Raw genomic sequence first — 20,242 nt, forward strand, 5'->3', positions numbered from 1 at the left:
TTTTGATATGTTGCTGGAAGAGTTTTTGTTCAGCACGACATCAGTACCAATAAAAACAGGACGGGGAAATGGCAAAGGTATCACTGGAAAAAGACAAGATTAAATTTCTGCTCGTTGAAGGCGTGCATCAGAAAGCAATCGATAACCTTCGTGCGGCAGGTTACACCAACATCGAATTTCACAAAGGCGCGCTCGATACTGAAGAGCTGAAAGCGTCGATCCGTGATGCCCATTTTATCGGCCTGCGTTCCCGTACTCATCTGACTGAAGAGATCTTCGCCGCGGCGGAAAAACTGGTGGCGGTGGGCTGCTTCTGTATCGGCACCAATCAGGTCGATCTGGATGCGGCGGCAAAGCGCGGTATCCCGGTATTTAACGCCCCGTTCTCGAACACCCGTTCGGTGGCTGAGCTGGTCATCGGCGAGCTGCTGCTGATGCTGCGCGGCGTGCCGGAAGCTAACGCCAAGGCGCATCGCGGCGTGTGGAATAAGCAGGCGGTAGGCAGCTTTGAAGCGCGCGGCAAAAAACTGGGGATTATCGGTTACGGCCATATCGGCACCCAGCTCGGCATTCTGGCGGAATCGCTGGGGATGCACGTCTATTTTTATGATATCGAAAACAAACTGCCGCTGGGCAACGCCACGCAGGTTCAGCATCTCTCCGACCTGCTGAACATGAGCGATGTCGTTAGCCTGCACGTGCCGGAAAACGCCTCCACCAAAAACATGATGGGGCCGGAAGAGCTGGCGCTGATGAAGCCGGGCGCGCTGCTGATCAACGCCTCTCGCGGCACGGTGGTCGATATCCCGGCGCTGTGCGATGCGCTGTCGCGTAAACACCTGGCCGGCGCGGCCATCGACGTCTTCCCGACGGAGCCGGCGACCAACAGCGATCCGTTTAACTCTCCGCTATGCGAATTCGATAACGTGATCCTGACGCCGCATATCGGCGGTTCAACTCAGGAAGCGCAAGAGAACATTGGTCTGGAAGTGGCAGGCAAGCTGGCGAAGTATTCCGATAACGGTTCTACGCTGTCGGCGGTGAACTTCCCGGAGGTTTCTCTGCCGCTGCACGGCGGACGCCGTCTGCTGCATATTCATGAAAACCGCCCGGGCATCCTGACGGCGCTTAACCAGATTTTCGCCGCGCAGAACATCAACATCGCCGCCCAGTATCTGCAAACGACTCCGCAGATGGGCTATGTGGTAATTGATATCGAAGCCGATGGCGACGTCGCGCAGCAGGCGCTGCTGGCGATGAAAGCGATCCCGGGCACCATCCGCGCCCGTCTGCTGTACTAATTTGTTGTTGCCTCACGGGCAGGTCGCATACCTGCCCGTATTTTTTTAACGCCTTCCGGGCGCAATTCTCGAACCCGCATCACTTTCTACCAGCGCCAGGTTTTACCTGGCGTAATCACCGCCGGCAGCGGTATATCCCACTGTTCGCTCGGCAGCGTATCCACTTGCTGGCAGTCGTGGGCGTAGCCTACCGGCTGCAGGCGATACTGCCGCCAGTTCTGTAAAGTACGATCATAGAAACCGCCGCCCATCCCCAGGCGTTGACCGCTGGCATCGAAGGCGACCAGCGGGGTAATCAACACATCGAGCTCGGCCAGCGGCAGGACATCGCGCACGTCGAGCTTTGGTTCGTAAATCTTCAGGCGATTGAAAATCAGCTGGCTTTGCGGATGGTAATGTAAAAACAGCAGATTGCCGGGGCTAAACGGATGCAGTACCGGCAGATAAACCCGCTTGCCCGCCCGCCACAATTGCTCGATCAGCGGTTGGGTGTCCAGCTCGCCGTCGAAGGAGAGGAACAGCGCCACGGTATGAGCGAGAACGACGGGCGGATACGCCATCATTCGCTCAGCGGCCTGCAGGGCGAAGCGCTGCTGCTGTTCGGCGCTAAGCGCGCGTCTACGCTCGCGGATCTGCTGGCGAATTTGCTGTCTGGAGAGCGGGATATCGGGCTGTATAGTCATGCTGGTCTCATTACGAGCAGGCGAAACGATACGGGAAAGTGTAATACAGGGCGGCACAGGCCGAAAACAACGTTGAGGGGATAATGCGAACTTAAGAAGGGAATCTCCGAGATGCCGCCGCAGGCTGTAACCCTTGAACCCTTGGTTCAAGGTGAATGCGTCGTCACAGTTTTAAGGCTTCTCGGGCGAACCGAGCATGCTCACCAACCGTGGAGCGCCACATTCTTGTGGTATGAAATATCGGCTCAGGGGACTGGCCCGCTTGCAAACATCTCAGAGAAATTTTGTTCTTGCGATTACTCTAACACAGTTAACGACAAAGTGTTATTCAAACTTCGACCCCGGTCTTTCGCTTATGCGACCTTGCTCAAGCAATGCCTGTTCGATGGTCTGCTGAAGCATGCGAATGCGCTGTTCCATACTGGAGGCGTAGTCGCGGGTCTTCGCTTTTTCCTGAGTCAACTCATAGCTGATGTTCAACGCGGCGATGAAGACCAGCTGCTCAGTATTTGTGACTCTAGTGCGTTCTTTTAAATCTTGCAACCGCTGATTAAGGTCTTCAGCTGCCTGATTCAGGGCATCCCTTTGTTCAGGCGGGCAATTCACTCGCAGTGAACGGCCAAAAATTTGGAGATCTACGGGTTGTGCAGACATGCCACCTTCCTGCTGATTGACTGCGCTGCCTTCACGTCCGAGCCCGGCTCTGCGAAGGGGCGACACTATAGCTACCCTGGTGCGGGGATACAAGCCCTTTTCTGGTTCACCAGGGTCCAAAGTGGTAGCATATCATGAATATTCCTCCCAACGATGACGAATGCGCATGTCTATACAGAACGAAATGCCTGGTTACAACGATGTAGACCAGTTACTGAACCAACAAGGGGTGGGATTAACCCCGGCCGAAATGCACGGTTTGATAAGCGGCATCCTTTGCGGCGGCAACACCGACAGCAGCTGGCAGCCGCTGGTGCATGACCTGACCAACGAAGGCCTTGCCTTTGGTCATGAACTGGCCCAGGCGCTGCGTAGCATGCATTCCGCCACCAGCGATTCGCTGGAAGATGATGGTTTCCTGTTCCAGCTGTATATGCCGGAAGGCGACAACGTCAGCGTTTTCGACCGCGCCGACGCGCTGGCGGGCTGGGTAAACCATTTCCTGCTCGGCCTTGGCGTGACCCAGCCGAAGCTGGATAAAGTGAAGGATGAGACCGGCGAAGCCATCGATGATCTGCGTAACATTGCGCAACTCGGCTACGACGAAGATGAAGACCAGGAAGAGCTGGAAATGTCTCTCGAAGAGATTATTGAGTACGTACGCGTCGCCGCGTTACTGTGCCACGATACCTTCGCGCGCCAGCAGCCAACCGCACCGGAAGTACGCAAGCCAACGTTACACTAAATAAAAACGACATTCAGGGGGCGTCATGACACAGCAGGAGTTTCTTTCTCGTCGCCAGGCATTATTGGCGCAGATGCAGCCGGGCAGCGCGGCGCTGATTTTTGCCGCGCCGGAAGCGGTACGCAGCGCAGATTCGGAATATCCCTACCGGCAGAACAGCGATTTTTGGTACTTCACCGGCTTCAACGAACCGGAAGCGCTGCTGGTGCTGATCAAAAGCGATGAAACGCACAATCATAGCGTGCTGTTTAACCGCGTTCGCGATCTGACGGCGGAAATCTGGTTTGGCCGCCGTCTGGGCCAGGATGCCGCGCCGGGTAAACTCGGCGTCGATCGCGCGCTGGCGTTTAGCGAAATCAACCAGCAGCTGTATCAACTGCTCAACGGCCTGGACGCTATCTATTTTGCCCAGGGCGAATATGCCTATGCCGATGAAATTGTGTTTAACGCCCTCGAAAAACTGCGTAAAGGTTCACGTCAGAACCTGCAGGCGCCGAACTCCGTCATCGACTGGCGGCCTGTGGTGCATGAAATGCGCCTGTTTAAATCCGCGGAAGAGCTGGAAGTGATGCGCCGCGCCGGTGAAATTTCCGCCCTTGCCCATACCCGGGCGATGGAAAAATGCCGCCCGGGCATGTTCGAATATCAGCTGGAAGGCGAAATTCTCCACGAATTCAACCGCCACGGCGCGCGTTTCCCGTCTTATAACACCATCGTTGGCGGCGGCGAAAACGCCTGCATCCTGCACTACACCGAAAACGAATCCGAACTGCGTGATGGCGATTTAGTGCTGATTGACGCCGGCTGTGAATACCGCGGCTATGCGGGCGATATCACCCGCACCTTCCCGGTTAACGGTAAATTCACTAAACCGCAGCGTGAAATCTACGACATCGTGCTGGAATCGCTGGAAACCGCGCTGGAGCTGTATCGTCCGGGTACCTCCATTTATGAGGTTAATCAGGAAGTGGTGCGCATTATGATTACCGGCCTGGTGCGGCTGGGGATCCTGAAAGGCGAGATTGACGAGCTCATCGCCAACAACGCCCACCGCCCGTACTTTATGCATGGCCTGAGCCACTGGTTGGGTCTGGATGTGCACGATGTCGGTAATTACGACACCGACCGTTCGCGCGTGCTGGAACCGGGAATGGTGTTGACCGTCGAGCCGGGGCTGTATATCGCCACCGACGCCGACGTACCGGCCCAATATCGCGGCATCGGCATTCGGATTGAAGATGACATCGTGATTACCGAAGATGGCAACGAAAATCTCACCGCCAGCGTGGTGAAGAAGGCGGATGAGATCGAGGCGCTGATGGCGGCGGCGCGCCAGTCATGAGCGTGCTGATTGTCGGCGGCGGGATGACCGGCGCGACGCTCGCGCTGGCCATCTCCCGTTTGACCGGCGGCGCGCTGCCGGTTCATCTGATTGAAGCGCAGGATCCGGCGTCGTCACGCCACCCAGGTTTTGACGATCGGGCGATCGCCCTCGCTGCGGGCACCTGCCAGCAGCTGGCGCGCATCGGTATCTGGCAGAACCTTGCTAAACGAGCGACGCCTATCCAGCGGGTACACGTCAGCGACCGCGGCCATGCCGGTTTTGTAAACCTGGCGGCGGCCGATTACGGCCTGTCGGCGCTGGGGCAGGTGGTTGAACTCCACGATGTCGGCCAGCGGCTGTTTAGCCTGTTGCGCGAGGCGCCGGGCGTCACCCTGCACTGTCCGGCGAAAGTGGAAGCGGTCAACCGCAGCCAGGACAGCGTCAGCCTCACCCTCGATAGCGGCGAAACGATCAACGGTAAGCTGCTGGTGGCGGCAGATGGTTCGCGTTCGTCGCTGGGCGCCCGCTGCGGCATTAGCTGGCAGCAGCAGCCCTATGAGCAACTGGCGATTATCGCCAACGTTAGCACCGCGTTGCCGCACGAAGGCCGCGCCTTCGAGCGCTTTACCGAGCACGGTCCGCTGGCGATGCTGCCGATGTCGCAAGGGCGCTGTTCGCTGGTGTGGTGCCATCCGCAGTCGCGGCGCGACGAGGTGCTGAGCTGGTCTGACGAACGTTTTTGCCAACAATTACAGCAGGCGTTTGGCTGGCGGCTGGGGCGCATTACCCATGCCGGTAAGCGTAGTGTTTATCCGCTGGCGTTAACCACCGCCATCCGTTCGGTGTCGCACCGTCTGGCGCTGGTCGGCAACGCGGCGCAGACATTGCACCCGATCGCCGGGCAGGGCTTTAATCTCGGCCTGCGCGACGTGATGAGCCTGGCTGAACTGCTTGCCGACGCCCACGGGCTCGGCGAGGATGTGGGCAATTATTCTCTGCTATGCCGCTACCAGGCGCGGCGAGCGGATGATAAAGCCGCCACCATCGGCGTGACCGATGGGCTGGTGCATCTCTTTGCCAACCGTTGGGCGCCGCTGGTGGTGGGGCGCAACGTCGGTCTGATGGCGATGGAATTATTTACCCCGGCGCGCGATGCGCTGGCGCAGCGTACCCTCGGTTGGGTTCCCCGTTAAGGAGTAGAACGTGCAAAGTGTTGATGTTGCCATTGTTGGCGGCGGAATGGTGGGACTGGCGGTAGCCTGTGGTTTACAGGGCAGCGGCCTGCGCGTCGCGGTGCTGGAACAAGCGGCGCCGCAGCCTCTTGACGCCGATGCGCCGCCGGCGCTGCGCGTTTCGGCTATTAATGCCGCCAGCGAAAAGTTACTGGATAAGCTGGGCGTCTGGAGCGAAATCATCGCCCAGCGCGCCAGCTGCTATCACGGCATGGAAGTGTGGGACAAAGATAGCTTTGGCCGCATTAGCTTCGATGACCAGAGCATGGGCTTTAGCCATCTGGGCCATATTATTGAAAATGCCGTGGTGCATCACGCGCTGTGGCAGAAGGCGCAGCGCTGTGCTGATGTTACCCTGCTGGCGCCTGCGCAACTGCAGCAGGTAGCGTGGGGCGAAAACGAAGCTTTTCTGAGCCTGCAGGACGGTAGCATGCTGACCGCGCGGCTGGTGGTCGGCGCCGATGGCGCCAATTCGTGGCTGCGTAATAAAGCCGATATTCCGCTGACCTTCTGGGACTATCGCCATCATGCGCTGGTGGCGACGATACGAACCACCGAGCCGCATCAGGCCGTGGCGCGTCAGGCGTTCCACGGTGAAGGCATTCTGGCCTTCCTGCCGCTTAGCGATCCGCATCTGTGCTCGATCGTCTGGTCGCTGTCGCCGGAGGAGGCGCAGCGAATGCAGCAGGCCGATGCAGCCGCGTTTAACCAGGCGCTGAACATCGCTTTTGATAATCGCCTTGGCCTTTGCCAGCTTGAGAGCGATCGGCAGGTTTTCCCGCTGACCGGACGCTACGCGCGTCAGTTCGCCGCCCATCGTCTGGCGCTGGTTGGCGATGCCGCCCACACTATTCATCCGCTGGCCGGGCAGGGGGTGAATCTTGGCTTTATGGACGCCGCCGAGCTTATCGACGAGCTGAAGCGCCTGCATGCGCAGGGTAAAGATATCGGTCAGCATTTGTACCTGCGCCGCTATGAGCGCAGCCGCAAGCACAGTGCCGCGCTGATGCTGGCGGGTATGCAGGGGTTCCGCGAAATGTTTTCCGGCAGCCATCCGGCGAAGAAACTCCTCCGCGATATGGGGCTCAAACTGGCCGATTCGCTGCCTGGCGTAAAACCACAGTTGATTCGCCAGGCCATGGGCCTCAACGATCTCCCCGCCTGGTTACGTTAACCCCGTCACACTTCTTTTACCCGGCCTGCGTGCCGGGTGTTCTCTCTCATTTGAAATATTCTAATTTCACCTCTTTTTTCGCATTAGTTTTATTAATGCGCTCTTTTTTTTGTTAAAGAAATTAGGCCCGTAAAATCGCATAAAACACCATCATCACCTGACTGGTATGCTCATTATGTTAATTTTATGTGGCGCAAATCGCTTTTTTCCAGTCAATAACTCTGTAGGCTTTTCGGCGCGCTTTGGTCATAAGCTAATGTGATGTCCTGATTTACCTTATGGTTTAGCACCGGGTTCGGTGGTAAGTTCAGGCAAAAGAGAACGTTTGCGTCGGTGTCCGTAAGCGGTGCCGTCGCCGGATTTCGTGGCGCAAAATCGCCGACAATATCGTGGCTGGTTCCGTTTTATTCGATGAGGAAAAGATGGCTCAACAGACTCCGTTGTATGAACAACACACGCTGTGCGGCGCTCGCATGGTGGATTTCCATGGCTGGATGATGCCGCTGCATTACGGGTCCCAGATTGATGAGCACCACGCGGTGCGCGGCGATGCAGGGATGTTCGATGTGTCGCATATGACCATCGTCGATTTCCACGGCAGCCGGATCAGAGAGTTCTTGCGCTATTTGCTGGCAAACGATGTGGCGAAGCTTACCACCCCAGGCAAAGCGCTCTACACCGGCATGCTAACCGCTTCCGCCGGCGTCATCGATGACCTGATTGTTTATTTCCTTTCTGAAGATTATTTCCGCCTCGTTGTTAACTCCGCCACTCGTGAAAAAGACCTCGCCTGGATTTCCGAACAAGCCGAACCTTACGGTCTTGAAATTACCGTTCGCGACGATCTGTCGCTGATCGCGGTGCAGGGTCCGCAGGCGAAAGCGAAGGCGGCGACGCTGTTCACCGACGCTCAGCGCCAGGCCGTGGAAGGCATGAAGCCGTTCTTCGGCGTACAGGCCGGCGACCTGTTTATCGCCACCACCGGTTATACCGGCGAAGCGGGTTATGAAATCGCTATGCCGAACGAGCAGGCGGCGGATTTCTGGCGCGGTCTGCTGGACGCCGGCGTTAAGCCGTGTGGTCTTGGCGCGCGCGATACCCTGCGCCTGGAAGCCGGGATGAATCTGTACGGCCAGGAGATGGACGAAGGCGTCTCGCCGCTGGCGGCGAACATGGGCTGGACTATCGCCTGGGAGCCCGCCGATCGTAACTTCATCGGCCGCGAAGCGCTGGAAATGCAGCGCGAAAAAGGCACCGAGCAGCTGGTTGGCCTGGTGATGACCGAGAAAGGCGTCCTGCGCGGCGGCCTGCCGGTACGTTTTACCGATAGCGACGGTAATCAAAAAGAAGGCATTATCACCAGCGGCACCTTCTCGCCGACGCTGGGCTACAGCATCGCGCTGGCTCGCGTACCGGCCGGGATTGGCGAAACCGCGGTGGTGCAGATTCGTAACCGTGAAATGCCGGTAAAAGTGACTAAACCTGGTTTTGTACGCAATGGCAAAGCCATTGTGTGATTTCCCTTTTTTGGAGATGAATTGATGAGCAACGTACCAGCAGAACTGAAATACAGCAAAGAACACGAGTGGCTGCGTAAAGAAGCGGACGGCACCTATACCGTCGGGATCACCGAGCACGCGCAGGAGCTGCTTGGCGACATGGTTTTCGTTGACCTGCCGGAAGTGGGCGCCACCGTTGAAGCGGGCGCCGATTGCGCCGTTGCCGAATCCGTGAAAGCGGCTTCCGATATCTACGCGCCGATTAGCGGTGAAATCGTTGCCGTCAACGAAGAGCTGAACGACTCTCCGGAACTGGTCAACAGCGACCCGTATGCCGACGGCTGGATCTTCAAAATCAAAGCCAGCGACGAAGCGCAGGTTGCCGCGCTGCTGGATGCGACCGCCTATGAAGCTCTGTTAGAAGACGAATAAATGTGTGCCGGATGGCGCTGCGCTTATCCGGCCTACGAACTTTGTAGGCCCGGTAAGCGCTAGCGCCACCGGGCAATTCAGGTAAGTAGAGACAATCACGATTCACCGCACGTTTCAGGAACCATCGCTCATGACTCAGACTTTAAGTCAGCTTGAAAACCGCGACGCCTTTATTGAACGTCACATTGGCTCGGACGCTCAGCAGCAGCAAGAGATGCTGAAGACCGTCGGCGCGGATTCGCTTAACGCCCTGATTGGCCAGATTGTGCCGCAGGATATCCAGCTGGCGACCCCACCACAGGTGGGCGACGCGACTACCGAATTCGCCGCGCTGGCGGAGCTGAAGGCGATCGCCGGTCGCAACAAGCGCTTCAAGTCTTACATCGGCATGGGCTACACCGCCGTGCAACTGCCGCCGGTCATTCAGCGCAACATGCTGGAAAACCCGGGCTGGTACACCGCCTATACCCCTTACCAACCGGAAGTATCCCAGGGCCGTCTGGAATCGCTGCTCAACTTCCAGCAGGTCACTCTGGATCTGACCGGGTTGGATATCGCTTCCGCTTCGCTGCTTGATGAAGCCACCGCCGCCGCCGAAGCGATGGCGATGGCCAAACGCGTGAGCAAACTGAAGAACGCCAACCGCTTCTTCGTTGCCGCCGACGTTCATCCACAAACCCTGGATGTGGTTCGCACCCGTGCGGAAACCTTTGGCTTCGACGTGATTGTCGATGACGCCGATAAAGTGCTCGATCACCAGGATGTTTTTGGCGTGCTGCTGCAGCAGGTTGGCACCACCGGTGAAATCCACGATTACAGTAAACTGATCGCCGAGCTGAAAGCGCGCAAAGTGATTGTCAGCGTCGCCGCCGACTTTATGGCGCTGGTGCTGCTGACGGCGCCGGGCAAGCAGGGCGCCGATATTGTCTTCGGTTCCGCTCAACGTTTCGGCGTGCCGATGGGCTATGGCGGCCCGCACGCGGCCTTCTTCGCGGCGAAAGATGAATTCAAACGCTCCATGCCGGGCCGTATTATCGGCGTATCGAAAGATGCGGCGGGTAATACCGCGCTGCGCATGGCGATGCAGACTCGCGAGCAGCATATCCGCCGCGAGAAAGCGAACTCCAACATTTGTACCTCGCAGGTCCTGCTGGCCAACATCGCCAGCCTGTACGCGGTTTTCCACGGCCCGGCGGGCCTGAAACGTATCGCTGGCCGCATTCATCGCCTGACCGACATTCTGGCCGACGGCCTGCAGAAGAAAGGGCTGAAGCTGCGCCATGCGCACTACTTCGACACCCTTTGCGTCGAAGTGGCGGATAAAGCCGCGGTGCTGGCGCGTGCCGAAGCGCTGCAGATTAACCTGCGTAGCGATATTCACGGCGCGGTTGGCATTACGCTCGATGAAGCGACCACCCGCGAAGATGTGCTGAACCTGTTCCGCGCCATCGTCGGCGACGATCACGGTCTGGATATCGATACCCTGGATAAAGACGTGGCGCTGGATAGCCGTTCGATCCCGGCGGCGATGCTGCGTGACGATGCGATCCTCACCCATCCGGTGTTTAACCGCTACCATAGCGAAACCGAGATGATGCGCTACATGCACGCGCTGGAGCGTAAAGATCTGGCGCTGAACCAGGCGATGATCCCGCTGGGCTCCTGCACCATGAAACTGAACGCCGCGGCGGAGATGATCCCGATCACCTGGCCGGAATTTGCCGAGCTGCACCCGTTCTGCCCGGTCGAGCAGGCGGAAGGTTATCATCAGATGATCGCCCAGCTTTCAGACTGGCTGGTGAAACTAACCGGCTATGACGCCGTCTGTATGCAGCCGAACTCCGGCGCGCAGGGCGAGTATGCTGGCCTGCTGGCGATTCGCCACTATCACGAGAGCCGCAACGAAGGCCATCGCGATATCTGCCTGATCCCAAGCTCCGCGCACGGCACCAACCCGGCTTCCGCGCAGATGGCGGGTATGCAGGTGGTGGTGGTTGCCTGCGACAAAAACGGCAACATCGATCTTGCCGATCTGCGTGAAAAAGCAGAGCAGGCAGGGGCGAATCTCTCCTGCATCATGGTCACCTATCCGTCGACCCACGGCGTGTATGAAGAGACCATCCGTGAAGTGTGCGAGATAGTGCATCAGTTCGGCGGTCAGGTTTACCTCGATGGCGCCAACATGAACGCCCAGGTCGGGATCACTTCTCCGGGCTTTATCGGCGCTGACGTTTCGCACCTCAACCTGCATAAAACCTTCTGCATTCCGCACGGTGGCGGCGGTCCGGGTATGGGCCCTATCGGCGTGAAAGCGCACCTGGCGCCGTTTGTACCGGGCCACAGCGTGGTACAGATTGAAGGCATGCTGACCCGTCAGGGCGCGGTTTCCGCCGCGCCGTTCGGCAGCGCTTCCATTCTGCCGATCAGTTGGATGTATATCCGCATGATGGGCGCGGAAGGGCTGAAACAGGCGAGCCAGAACGCGATTCTCAACGCCAACTATATCGCTACCCGTCTGAAAGATGCTTACCCGGTGCTCTATACCGGCCGCGATGGTCGCGTGGCGCACGAATGTATTCTTGATATTCGTCCGCTGAAAGAAGAGACCGGCATTAGCGAGCTGGATATTGCTAAGCGCCTGATCGACTTTGGTTTCCATGCGCCGACCATGTCCTTCCCGGTCGCCGGGACGCTGATGGTTGAGCCGACGGAATCGGAAAGCAAGGTAGAACTGGACCGCTTTATTGACGCCATGCTGGCGATCCGCGCGGAAATCGATCGCGTTAAAGCCGGTGAATGGCCGCTGGAAGATAACCCGTTGGTGAACGCGCCGCACACCCAGGGCGAGCTGGTGAGCGAGTGGAACCATCCGTACAGCCGCGAGCTGGCGGTATTCCCGGCTGGGTTGCACAACAAGTACTGGCCAACGGTGAAACGCCTGGATGACGTATACGGCGACCGTAACCTGTTCTGCTCCTGCGTCCCGATGAGCGAATACCAGTAAGTGGCGAATTAGCTAAACTTTTAAAGGCGCTGCGGCGCCTTTATTTTTTGGAGGAAAGGTATGGCGATAGCTCTGATTAGCGGCGCGAGCCGCGGCATAGGCCGGGCGACGGCGCTGCTGTTGGCGGAGGAAGGGTATACCGTCGCGGTCAATTACCATCACAACATTAAAGCCGCCACCGAAGTGGTCAATACCATTGTTGAATCTGGCGGCAAAGCCACGGCTCTGCGGGCGGATATCAGCGATGAAGCGCAGGTGATGGCGATGTTTGAGGCGATTGACCGCATGGGCGAACCGCTGGCGGCGTTGGTCAACAACGCTGGGATCCTGTTTACCCAATGTACGGTGGAGAGCCTGAGCGCCGAGCGTATTAACCGCGTGCTGGCCACCAACGTCACCGGCTACTTCCTCTGTTGCCGTGAGGCGGTAAAGCGCATGTCGCATCGCCATGGCGGCAAGGGCGGGGCGATAGTTAACGTTTCGTCGGCGGCCTCGCGCCTTGGCGCGCCGGGAGAGTACGTTGACTATGCCGCGTCGAAAGGGGCGGTAGATACCCTGACGACCGGGTTGGCGCTGGAAGTGGCGGCGCAGGGGATTCGAGTCAACGGCGTGCGTCCGGGGCTGATTTATACCGAGATGCATGCTTCCGGCGGCGAACCGGGACGCGTGGACCGGGTAAAAAATTCGCTACCGATGCAACGCGGCGGCCAGCCGGAAGAGGTCGCTCAGGCCATTGCCTGGCTGCTGAGCGACAAAGCGTCGTATGTGACGGGTAGCTTCCTCGAACTGGCGGGCGGGAAATAACCCGTAGATGTCTATTGCCCGGCGGCGCTGCGCTTGCCGGGTAACCTTCCCGGATAGCGGCTACGCCTTATCCGGGCTACCCAACGATGCGTACCCGTAGCCCGGCTGAGCGCAGCGCGAGCCGGGGAAACCTTCCCGGATAGTGGCTACGCCTTATCCGGGCTACCCAACGATGCGAGCCGGGTAACCCGACGGTCTACCAGGAGGCCAGCCACAGCCTCAGGCGCATTCCCCAACTGCTGGTCCAGCCGGTGGTAACCGACTTCACCTTGCCTTGAGAAATGACCACCAGCGTTGGCGTTACCTGGATATCCCACTGCCGCGCCAGCTGGCCGCTCGGATCATTTACCGTCGGCAGCGCCATTTTCTTCCTGGTCAGCCACTTCTCCAGCGCGGCGTTATCGCCGGAACGCAGGGCTACCGTCAGCACATTGCCGCCGTCGGCGGCAAGTGATGCCACCGACGGCGTGGTATAGCGACAGACTCCGCACCAGGTCGCCCAGACGTACAGCAGCAGCGGCTTTTGCTGACTCATAGCGTTCAGATCCAGCGTCCTGCCGTCGAGTGTCTGCAGCGATGTGGCGCTGAAGTTTTGCGGCAGCGCGGGCTGGCGAAAATAATCCACCGCCAGGCTCACCGCCGCGCCAATCAGCAGCCACACCGCCAGCTCGCGTAGCCAGCGCCTGAGTTTACTGGCCACGGGCTTTCGCCAGCTGCTCTTTCACCAGCCCCTCCAGGTCTTCAGCAGGGATCGCGCCGGCCACCATCTGATCGCCGATGATGGTCGCCGGGGTGCCCTGAATATTCAGCACCTGCGACAAAATCAGGTTCATCTTCAGCGAATCCATAGTCTTGTCATCAATATTCACGCTATCGGTGGCGGTTTTCTTCTGCGCGGCGGCGATACTGGCGTCATCGTGATAGCCTTTTTTCGCCATCAGCCGCTGATGCAGCGCCCAGAATTTATCGGGCTGCTGACGCCAGGTGGAGAGCGCGGCTTTAGCGGCATTCACCGAACTCTGCCCTTTAAACGGCAGCAGCTTAACGATGAGCTGGATGTCCGGATTATCGTGGACGATTTTTTCCAGCATCGGATCAAACTGTTTGCAGTAAGGACAGTTGTAATCGGTAAACGAGACGATTGTGAGTTTTGGCTCTTTCGCGCCGGTACGCGGGCTGTTCGGATCGTTAAACAGCAGCTGGGCTAACTGGTCATTACCGTTCGATTGTGGTTTTTCCGCCGGCGCGGCGAAGCTGAAGGCCGATACGCACAGCAGTAATAAGGCGGTGATAGCTCTCATGTTATTTTCCTTTAGCGGCGGACAGGGTGGCGAGAAGTTGTTCGCGGTCTAACAGCGCAGGCAGAATTTGTCCCTGCGGCAATCCCGGTCCGTAAATCTGGTTAAACGGCACCGCGGCGCTGCCGCGTGCGGTTAAAAACTGACTAATGTCAGCGGAGGGGCGGCTCCAGTCGCCGCGTAAGGCGATCACATCTGGCGCTGATAGCGTCTGCTGGACGTCATCCCGCAGCAGCACGTTGTATTTATTGGCTTTACAGGTCACGCACCAGTCGGCGGTGACATCAATAAATACCCGTTTATGCTCCGCAAGGGCGTTAGCGATAGCCTGCTCGCTGAGCGGCTGCCAGTTAACTCGGTCTCGGCGCGGGCCCTGGCCGTCCTGTTGTGCGACAAAGGCGACGGCGCCCGCCACCACGATGGCCAGAGCGCCCGCGCGCAGCGCCGTACGCCAGCGGTAGCGCCAGGCGGTGGCCAGGAGCAGGACGATGGCCAGAATCACCAGCAGGGTAAGCACCGGCGTACGGCCGATGTGGATCGTCAGCAGGCTAACCAGCCATAGCGCTGAACCAAGCATCATTAGCCCCAACACCACGCGCAGATGATTCATCCAGCGGCCTGGACGTGGAAGTCGTTGCGCCAGACCCGGCCAGGCGACGATAAGCAGCCACGGCAGGCTCATGCCGATCCCCATGGCGAAGAAAATCCCCCACAGCAGCGGCAGCGGCGCCACCAGCGCCACCGAAACGGCGGTGCCGAGGAACGGCGCGGTACAGGGCGTCGCCAGCAGAGTGGCGAAGGCGCCCTGCCAAAAATGGCCCATCAAGCCGTTGCCGCCGCGGGTGGCGAGGAAGGTGCTGGCGCTGGAGGAGAGACGGATTTCGAATAGTCCCAATAAACTGGCGCTGAACAGCACCATCACCAGCGCCATCGCGCCGATAAACCACGGGTTCTGGAACTGGATCCCCCAGCCGAGCGCCTGATTACCTAAACGTAGCGCGGTCATCATCAGCGCCAGCGCCAGGAAGGAGACGACGATTCCGCATACCGAGGCGAGGAACTGCCGCCGCACCGCGCCGCGTTCACGACGTTCGGTTTGCACCAATGAGCCGAGTTTCATCGCCAGCACCGGCAGCACGCACGGCATGACGTTGAGGATAAGCCCGCCGGCCAGCGCCATCAGCAGCACCGAGCCTAACGCCAGCCCCGGCGCGGCGCTGCCGGCGGCGATGGCGATATGGCTTTCCTGCGCCTGGCCGCTATCGGCCAGCACCAGCGACAGCGTTTTGCCGCTCAGATCCGGCGCCGCTTCGCCCCAGCTATCGGTGACCGGTACGGTGGCAGTCAATGTATCGCCGCGGCTGGTAAAGCTCGGCTTGCCGAAATCGACATCCTCCATGCTGTCGATAAACAGCGCTGGCTGCTGCCAGCCGGCATCGCGGCGGGCGGTTACCGTCAGCTTACCGCTGACGTAGCTGGCGCTAAGCGCCGAGGTGAGACCGTCGCGCAGGGGCAGCGTGCCCATCGCGCGGGTGAAATCGTAATTAAATTGCTCCCCCGCCGGAGCCGTCATATCCAGCGAAAAGGGGTAGTCAGTGAGAATGCAGACATTGCTGCAGGTAGAGAGCGTCAGTACGCCGCTGAGCGTCGGCGGTATTTTGCCGCGCAGGGTCATCGGGAAGCTGACGTCGCCGTGATACCCCTGAGTGGAAATACCTGCGACGTCGAAGCGTTGCGGCGTCGGCCAGCGCCAGTTAACCTCCAGCGGCGTGTGCCAGGCGATAGCTGGCGCGATGCCGCCTTCGCCCGGCGAACGCCAGTAGGTTTTCCAGCCCTTTTCCAGCGCTACGTCTAAAAGCAGGCGGGTGTCGCCATTGCTTTCGCTTTGCGCCCGCAGGCGCACGCTGGCGTGTTGATTGTCGGCGACGCGCAGCCAGCCGCTATCGGCGGCCTGGCTGACGGGCAGCCATAGCCAAAGCAGGCAGACCAGCAGTCGCCTGAATACCATAAACATAAATTTTCTCCGTAAGTAATAAATTAACCTGAGCTGTCAGGAGAATTAATCACTCACGGAAGACGCATAATCGTAGATGCACCCGCAATCGGGGAGGAGAAATGACGCGGGGAGGCCAGATTCGCTCAATGCGCGGCGGGATGGCCGCCAGCACCGCCAGCAGCAGGGCGATAGCGAGTAGCGCCCCTTCAAACAGCATCGGCGGAACGGCCATCAGCGACTTGGCGCTGAGTTCGCAGGGGGAGACCGGCGCCTCGGCATTATCCGGGCCAGGTTGGGCGGATTGGCTGGCGGCCGTGACGTTCATCACCAACGCATGCATCCCCGCCATTCTCTGGGCGGTGCAGATCAGCACCACCAGGCAGGCAAGAAGTACAAGAAGAATGGCTTTGCGTTGTCGCTTAATCATGGTCGCCTCAAATATTCACGAGGCCTATCTTATCGGGCGAACGCGTTTTAGCAATGGTAAAGCTGTAAAGAAGTGTCTGGCGGATAAGTGATTTGCCCCCTCCCGGCCGGGAGAGGGCGGTTAATTACAGATTCTCGCCGTTGCTGGCAATGACTTCTTTGTACCAGTTAAAGCTCTTCTTGCGCGAGCGGGACATATCGCCGGTGCCGTCGTCGTGTTTATTAACGTAGATGAAGCCGTAGCGTTTGCTGTACTGGCCAGTGGTGAAGGAGACGCAGTCGATGCAGCCCCATGGGGTATAACCCATCAGATCAACGCCGTCATAAGTCACCGCTTTAATCATCTCTTCGACGTGGGCGCGGAGATAATCGATGCGGTAGTCATCATTGATGCTGCCGTCGGCTTCTACTTTGTCGTAGGCGCCAAAGCCGTTTTCCACGATAAACAGCGGCTTCTGGTAGCGCTCATACAGTTCGCACAGGGCGTAACGCAGGCCAACCGGGTCAATCTGCCAGCCCCAGTCGGAGGCTTTCACGTGCGGGTTCGGCACGCTGCCTTCGAAGCCGGAAATGGCATCGCCGGTGCCGCCTTCGGCTTTCACCGCGTTGGTCATGTAGTAGCTGAAGCCGAGATAGGCGCAGGTGCCTTCACGCAGGATCTGCGCGTCGCCGTCTTCCATCTTGATGTTGAAGCCGCGGCGTTCCCATTCATTCAACACGTAGCTCGGGTAGTAGCCGCGCAGTTGGACATCGGTAAAGACATAGCGTTCGCGCATCGACTCCTGGGCAAACATGACATCTTCCGGTTTGCAGGAGTAAGGGTAGAGGGCGACCATCGCCAGCATGCAGCCGACCTGCATTTCCGGGTTGATACGACGCGCCGCTTTCACCGCCAGCGCGCTGGCGACGAACTGGTGATGCAGCACCTGGTACATGGTCTCTTCCGGGTTTTCATGCTCGGTATAGACCACGCCGGAACAGCAGTAGCCGAACAGTGGCGCGCGCCAGTTACGCTGGTTATTGATCTCGTTAAAGGTCATCCAGTATTTCACTTTGTGCTTATAGCGCTCAAAGACAACTTCGGCGAAGCGCACAAAGAAATCGACCACTTTGCGGTTGGTCCAACCGCCGTACTGCTGTACCAGATGCAGCGGCATTTCAAAGTGGGAAAGGGTGATCACTGGCTCGATGTTGTACTTCAGCAGTTGATCAAACATGTCATCGTAGAATTTCAGCCCTTCTTCATTTGGCTGAGTTTCGTCGCCCTGCGGGAAGATGCGGGTCCAGGCAATGGAGGTGCGGAAGCATTTGAAACCCATCTCGGCGAACAATTTGATGTCTTCTTTGTAGTGGCCGTAAAAATCAACCGCTTCATGGTTAGGGTAATACTTACCCGCTTCGACCTGTTGGGTGATTTCGCGCGGCACGCCGTGCGCCCCGCCGGTCAAAACATCGCAGATGCTGGGGCCTTTGCCGCCTTTATTCCAGCCACCTTCAACCTGATGCGCGGCGACCGCGCCGCCCCATAAAAAGTCTTTGGGAAGAGTCAATTTTTTCATCTTTGCTAATCTCTATGAATAACTATTGCGATTGAGTCTAGCAAAGCGAAATTGAATGTCACGATATAACAAATCCCGCTAAAGGTAATATGTTACATCGAAAAAACAGGCTGTTATTTTAAGCCGATTTTGCGCGCTAATTTACGCCCCAGGGATTCGAGAATATATATCACCGGAATCTGTGTTGTAATATCGTAAACGCCGCCGATGCGCGTTTGCGGCACGTGCCAGGAGAGATTGAAATCAGCCAGTTTTGCCAGCCGCGAATGTTCATGGCTGGTAATCGACATCACTTTACAGTGATGCAGGCTGAACTGGCTGGCAAAGCGCAGGATCTCTTCGGTTTCACCGGAGACGGAAAGCACAATCGCCAGCGCGTTGCGGGCCATATCATTGGTGACCGGGAAATAAGGATCGTCAATATGGTTGCTGAATTTCCCGACGTTGGAAAAGAAGCGCGCGCCATATTTCGCCAGCGCGCCGGAGGTGCCGGCGCCGACGAAAATAATACGCTCGGAGGAGAGAATAATATCGACGGCCTGTTCGAGCAATTGATCGAACTCGTCATTATTGACGCTTTTAAAAAAACTCATTATTTCGCTGGCGCCGATATTTGCCTGTTGAGGCTCATTCTGCTCAAGATATAATTTAAAGCGTACGCGAAATTCAGAGTAGCCCTCGCACTGCAGTTTGCGACAGAAGCGCAACACGGTAGTGGTGGAGACCCCGGCGGCCTCGGCCAGTTCGCGAATAGTCATGTACATCACTTTGTCACGATTCTTAATGACGTAGTGGTAGACCATCATCTCAAGATTATTGAGACTAGCGACAGCGGCGTGGGAGAACATACTCACAGTGGCGAACTCACAATTCATAAAGACCAGGACGGAATTATATCATGCAGGCTAATGACATTACCTTTTTTCAGCGTTTTCAGGACGACATCCTGGCCGGGCGCAAAACGATCACCATTCGCGATGCGGCGGAGTCGCACTTTAAGGCCGGTGATGTGCTGCGCGTCGGACGCTATGAAGATGACGGCTACTTCTGCACTATCGCCGTTACCGCGACCTCAACGGTGACCCTCGACACGCTAACTGAACAGCATGCTCAACAGGAGAATATGACCCTCGAACAACTGCGGCAGGTCATCAGTGAAATCTATCCTGCGGAAGATCGGTTTTATGTTATTGAATTCAAACGTCTTTAAATAAAACCAGCACAACTGTTAGTTGAAATATTGTTGTAACACTATGATTTTAATGTATTTACAAATATACATCGTTTTATTTTAGCTAACAGGTGTTCACTGGAATCATTCTCAGTTAACCTAAGTGGGCAATGAAAGCGTTCTTGTTTTCACGGAGTCAAAATATGGTTCGCAAACCATTAATCACTCAGGGATATTCTCTGGCAGAGGAAGTTGCCAACAGCATCAGTCACGGGATCGGGCTGGTGTTCGGTATTGTCGGCCTTGTGTTGCTGCTGGTGCAGGCGGTAGACACGAACGCCAGCGCGACGGCGATCACCAGCTACAGCCTGTACGGCGGCAGTATGATTATGCTGTTCCTCGCTTCCACGCTCTATCACGCTATCCCGCATCAGCGGGCGAAACAGTGGCTCAAGAAATTTGACCACTGCGCCATCTACTTGCTGATTGCCGGAACCTACACGCCATTTTTGCTGGTGGGATTGAATTCGCCGCTGGCAAAGGGGTTGATGATTGTCATCTGGAGCCTGGCGCTACTGGGGATCCTGTTTAAGCTGACTATCGCGCACCGCTTTAAAATTTTGTCGCTGGTGACCTATCTGACGATGGGCTGGCTGTCGCTTATCGTGGTCTATCAACTGGCGGTGAAGCTGGCGGTAGGCGGGGTAACGCTGCTGGCGGTTGGCGGGGTGGTGTACTCGCTGGGGGTCATCTTCTACGTCTGCAAACGTATTCCTTATAACCACGCTATCTGGCACGGCTTCGTGCTCGGCGGCAGCGTGTGTCACTTCCTGGCGATTTATCTTTACGTCGGCCAGTCCTGATCAAACGTCCACGGCGGCGCTACGCTTACCGTGGCTACGATATTCTGCGGCCTGGAAATTCCACGGTGGCGCTGCGC

General features: G+C 57.7%; 19 protein-coding genes and 1 other RNA gene. 11 read left to right on the plus strand and 9 right to left on the minus strand.

Features of this window, described 5'->3' with window-relative positions; genetic code table 11:
* Positions 1 to 68 precede the first annotated feature (68 nt).
* A complete protein-coding gene (serA, locus tag ABLV07_RS04125) occupies positions 69 to 1,301 on the plus strand; it encodes a phosphoglycerate dehydrogenase (protein ID WP_015369774.1) in 1,233 nt (410 codons plus the stop codon).
* A gap of 86 nt (positions 1,302 to 1,387) precedes the next feature.
* On the opposite strand, the gene ABLV07_RS04130 is transcribed toward serA, so the two are convergent.
* From ABLV07_RS04130 to zapA, 3 genes are all read right to left on the minus strand, one after another.
* On the minus strand, positions 1,388 to 1,984 hold the full coding sequence (locus tag ABLV07_RS04130; RefSeq protein ID WP_045414353.1) for a 5-formyltetrahydrofolate cyclo-ligase: 597 nt from the start codon (positions 1,982 to 1,984) through the stop codon (positions 1,388 to 1,390).
* Positions 1,985 to 2,083: 99 nt separating this feature from the next.
* Positions 2,084 to 2,267, minus strand: a non-coding RNA gene (gene ssrS, locus ABLV07_RS04135) — 6S RNA.
* A 41-nt stretch (positions 2,268 to 2,308) separates the two neighbouring features.
* A complete protein-coding gene (gene zapA / locus ABLV07_RS04140) occupies positions 2,309 to 2,638 on the minus strand; it encodes a cell division protein ZapA (protein ID WP_004205298.1) in 330 nt (109 codons plus the stop codon).
* Between the two features lie 166 nt (positions 2,639 to 2,804).
* Here zapA and ABLV07_RS04145 point away from each other — a divergent pair, with 166 nt between their 5' ends.
* The 8 genes from ABLV07_RS04145 (at position 2,805) to ABLV07_RS04180 (ending at position 12,852) form a co-directional block, all read left to right on the plus strand.
* A complete protein-coding gene (locus tag ABLV07_RS04145; RefSeq protein ID WP_015703432.1) occupies positions 2,805 to 3,383 on the plus strand; it encodes a YecA family protein in 579 nt (192 codons plus the stop codon).
* Between the two features lie 25 nt (positions 3,384 to 3,408).
* The gene (gene pepP, locus ABLV07_RS04150; protein WP_020077969.1) at positions 3,409 to 4,725 is read left to right on the plus strand and encodes a Xaa-Pro aminopeptidase; all 1,317 of its coding nucleotides are present in this window, start codon (positions 3,409 to 3,411) and stop codon (positions 4,723 to 4,725) included.
* Complete coding sequence (gene ubiH, locus ABLV07_RS04155) at positions 4,722 to 5,900, plus strand: 2-octaprenyl-6-methoxyphenyl hydroxylase (protein ID WP_047039278.1); 1,179 nt, start codon at positions 4,722 to 4,724, stop codon at positions 5,898 to 5,900. Before pepP ends, ubiH begins: the two co-directional genes overlap by 4 nt.
* 10 nt (positions 5,901 to 5,910) lie before the next feature.
* Positions 5,911 to 7,113: an FAD-dependent 2-octaprenylphenol hydroxylase gene (gene ubiI / locus ABLV07_RS04160; RefSeq protein ID WP_015369779.1), complete on the plus strand. Its 1,203-nt coding sequence runs from the start codon at positions 5,911 to 5,913 to the stop codon at positions 7,111 to 7,113.
* Between the two features lie 422 nt (positions 7,114 to 7,535).
* A complete protein-coding gene (gene gcvT / locus ABLV07_RS04165) occupies positions 7,536 to 8,630 on the plus strand; it encodes a glycine cleavage system aminomethyltransferase GcvT (RefSeq protein ID WP_020077972.1) in 1,095 nt (364 codons plus the stop codon).
* 24 nt (positions 8,631 to 8,654) lie between these two features.
* Positions 8,655 to 9,044 carry a glycine cleavage system protein GcvH gene (gene gcvH, locus ABLV07_RS04170; protein WP_015703428.1) on the plus strand — a complete coding sequence of 130 codons (390 nt, stop codon included), beginning with the start codon at positions 8,655 to 8,657 and terminating at the stop codon, positions 9,042 to 9,044.
* Positions 9,045 to 9,174: 130 nt separating this feature from the next.
* Positions 9,175 to 12,048, plus strand: coding sequence for an aminomethyl-transferring glycine dehydrogenase (gene gcvP, locus ABLV07_RS04175; protein ID WP_015369781.1), 2,874 nt, complete (start codon positions 9,175 to 9,177; stop codon positions 12,046 to 12,048).
* Between the two features lie 60 nt (positions 12,049 to 12,108).
* Entirely contained in the window at positions 12,109 to 12,852 is a 744-nt protein-coding gene (locus ABLV07_RS04180; RefSeq protein WP_047039281.1) for an SDR family oxidoreductase, read from the plus strand.
* 196 nt (positions 12,853 to 13,048) lie between these two features.
* Here the strand turns inward: ABLV07_RS04180 and ABLV07_RS04185 are convergent, their stop codons facing one another.
* The 6 genes from ABLV07_RS04185 to ABLV07_RS04210 all read right to left on the minus strand — a co-directional run bounded on the left by ABLV07_RS04185 (position 13,049) and on the right by ABLV07_RS04210 (position 18,979).
* A complete protein-coding gene (locus tag ABLV07_RS04185; protein ID WP_042897740.1) occupies positions 13,049 to 13,552 on the minus strand; it encodes a protein disulfide oxidoreductase in 504 nt (167 codons plus the stop codon).
* A complete protein-coding gene (locus ABLV07_RS04190; protein WP_047039283.1) occupies positions 13,542 to 14,153 on the minus strand; it encodes a DsbA family protein in 612 nt (203 codons plus the stop codon). Before ABLV07_RS04190 ends, ABLV07_RS04185 begins: the two co-directional genes overlap by 11 nt.
* A 1-nt stretch (position 14,154) precedes the next feature.
* Positions 14,155 to 16,164 carry a protein-disulfide reductase DsbD domain-containing protein gene (locus ABLV07_RS04195; protein ID WP_058675869.1) on the minus strand — a complete coding sequence of 670 codons (2,010 nt, stop codon included), beginning with the start codon at positions 16,162 to 16,164 and terminating at the stop codon, positions 14,155 to 14,157.
* A 49-nt stretch (positions 16,165 to 16,213) separates the two neighbouring features.
* Positions 16,214 to 16,573 carry a copper resistance protein gene (locus tag ABLV07_RS04200; protein WP_015369786.1) on the minus strand — a complete coding sequence of 120 codons (360 nt, stop codon included), beginning with the start codon at positions 16,571 to 16,573 and terminating at the stop codon, positions 16,214 to 16,216.
* A gap of 124 nt (positions 16,574 to 16,697) precedes the next feature.
* A complete protein-coding gene (bglA, locus tag ABLV07_RS04205) occupies positions 16,698 to 18,131 on the minus strand; it encodes a 6-phospho-beta-glucosidase BglA (protein ID WP_058675870.1) in 1,434 nt (477 codons plus the stop codon).
* Between the two features lie 113 nt (positions 18,132 to 18,244).
* Positions 18,245 to 18,979: a MurR/RpiR family transcriptional regulator gene (locus ABLV07_RS04210; RefSeq protein ID WP_015703423.1), complete on the minus strand. Its 735-nt coding sequence runs from the start codon at positions 18,977 to 18,979 to the stop codon at positions 18,245 to 18,247.
* A 50-nt stretch (positions 18,980 to 19,029) separates the two neighbouring features.
* On the opposite strand from ABLV07_RS04210, the gene yqfB reads away from it, so the two are divergent.
* Both yqfB and ABLV07_RS04220 read left to right on the plus strand, forming a co-directional pair.
* Positions 19,030 to 19,341, plus strand: coding sequence for a N(4)-acetylcytidine aminohydrolase (yqfB, locus tag ABLV07_RS04215; protein WP_015703422.1), 312 nt, complete (start codon positions 19,030 to 19,032; stop codon positions 19,339 to 19,341).
* A gap of 164 nt (positions 19,342 to 19,505) precedes the next feature.
* Positions 19,506 to 20,165: a hemolysin III family protein gene (locus tag ABLV07_RS04220; RefSeq protein WP_008806429.1), complete on the plus strand. Its 660-nt coding sequence runs from the start codon at positions 19,506 to 19,508 to the stop codon at positions 20,163 to 20,165.
* Positions 20,166 to 20,242 lie beyond the last annotated feature (77 nt).

The sequence above is a fragment of the Klebsiella sp. CN_Kp097 genome (genome assembly GCF_040064495.1).
Lineage (GTDB): Bacteria > Pseudomonadota > Gammaproteobacteria > Enterobacterales > Enterobacteriaceae > Klebsiella > Klebsiella aerogenes.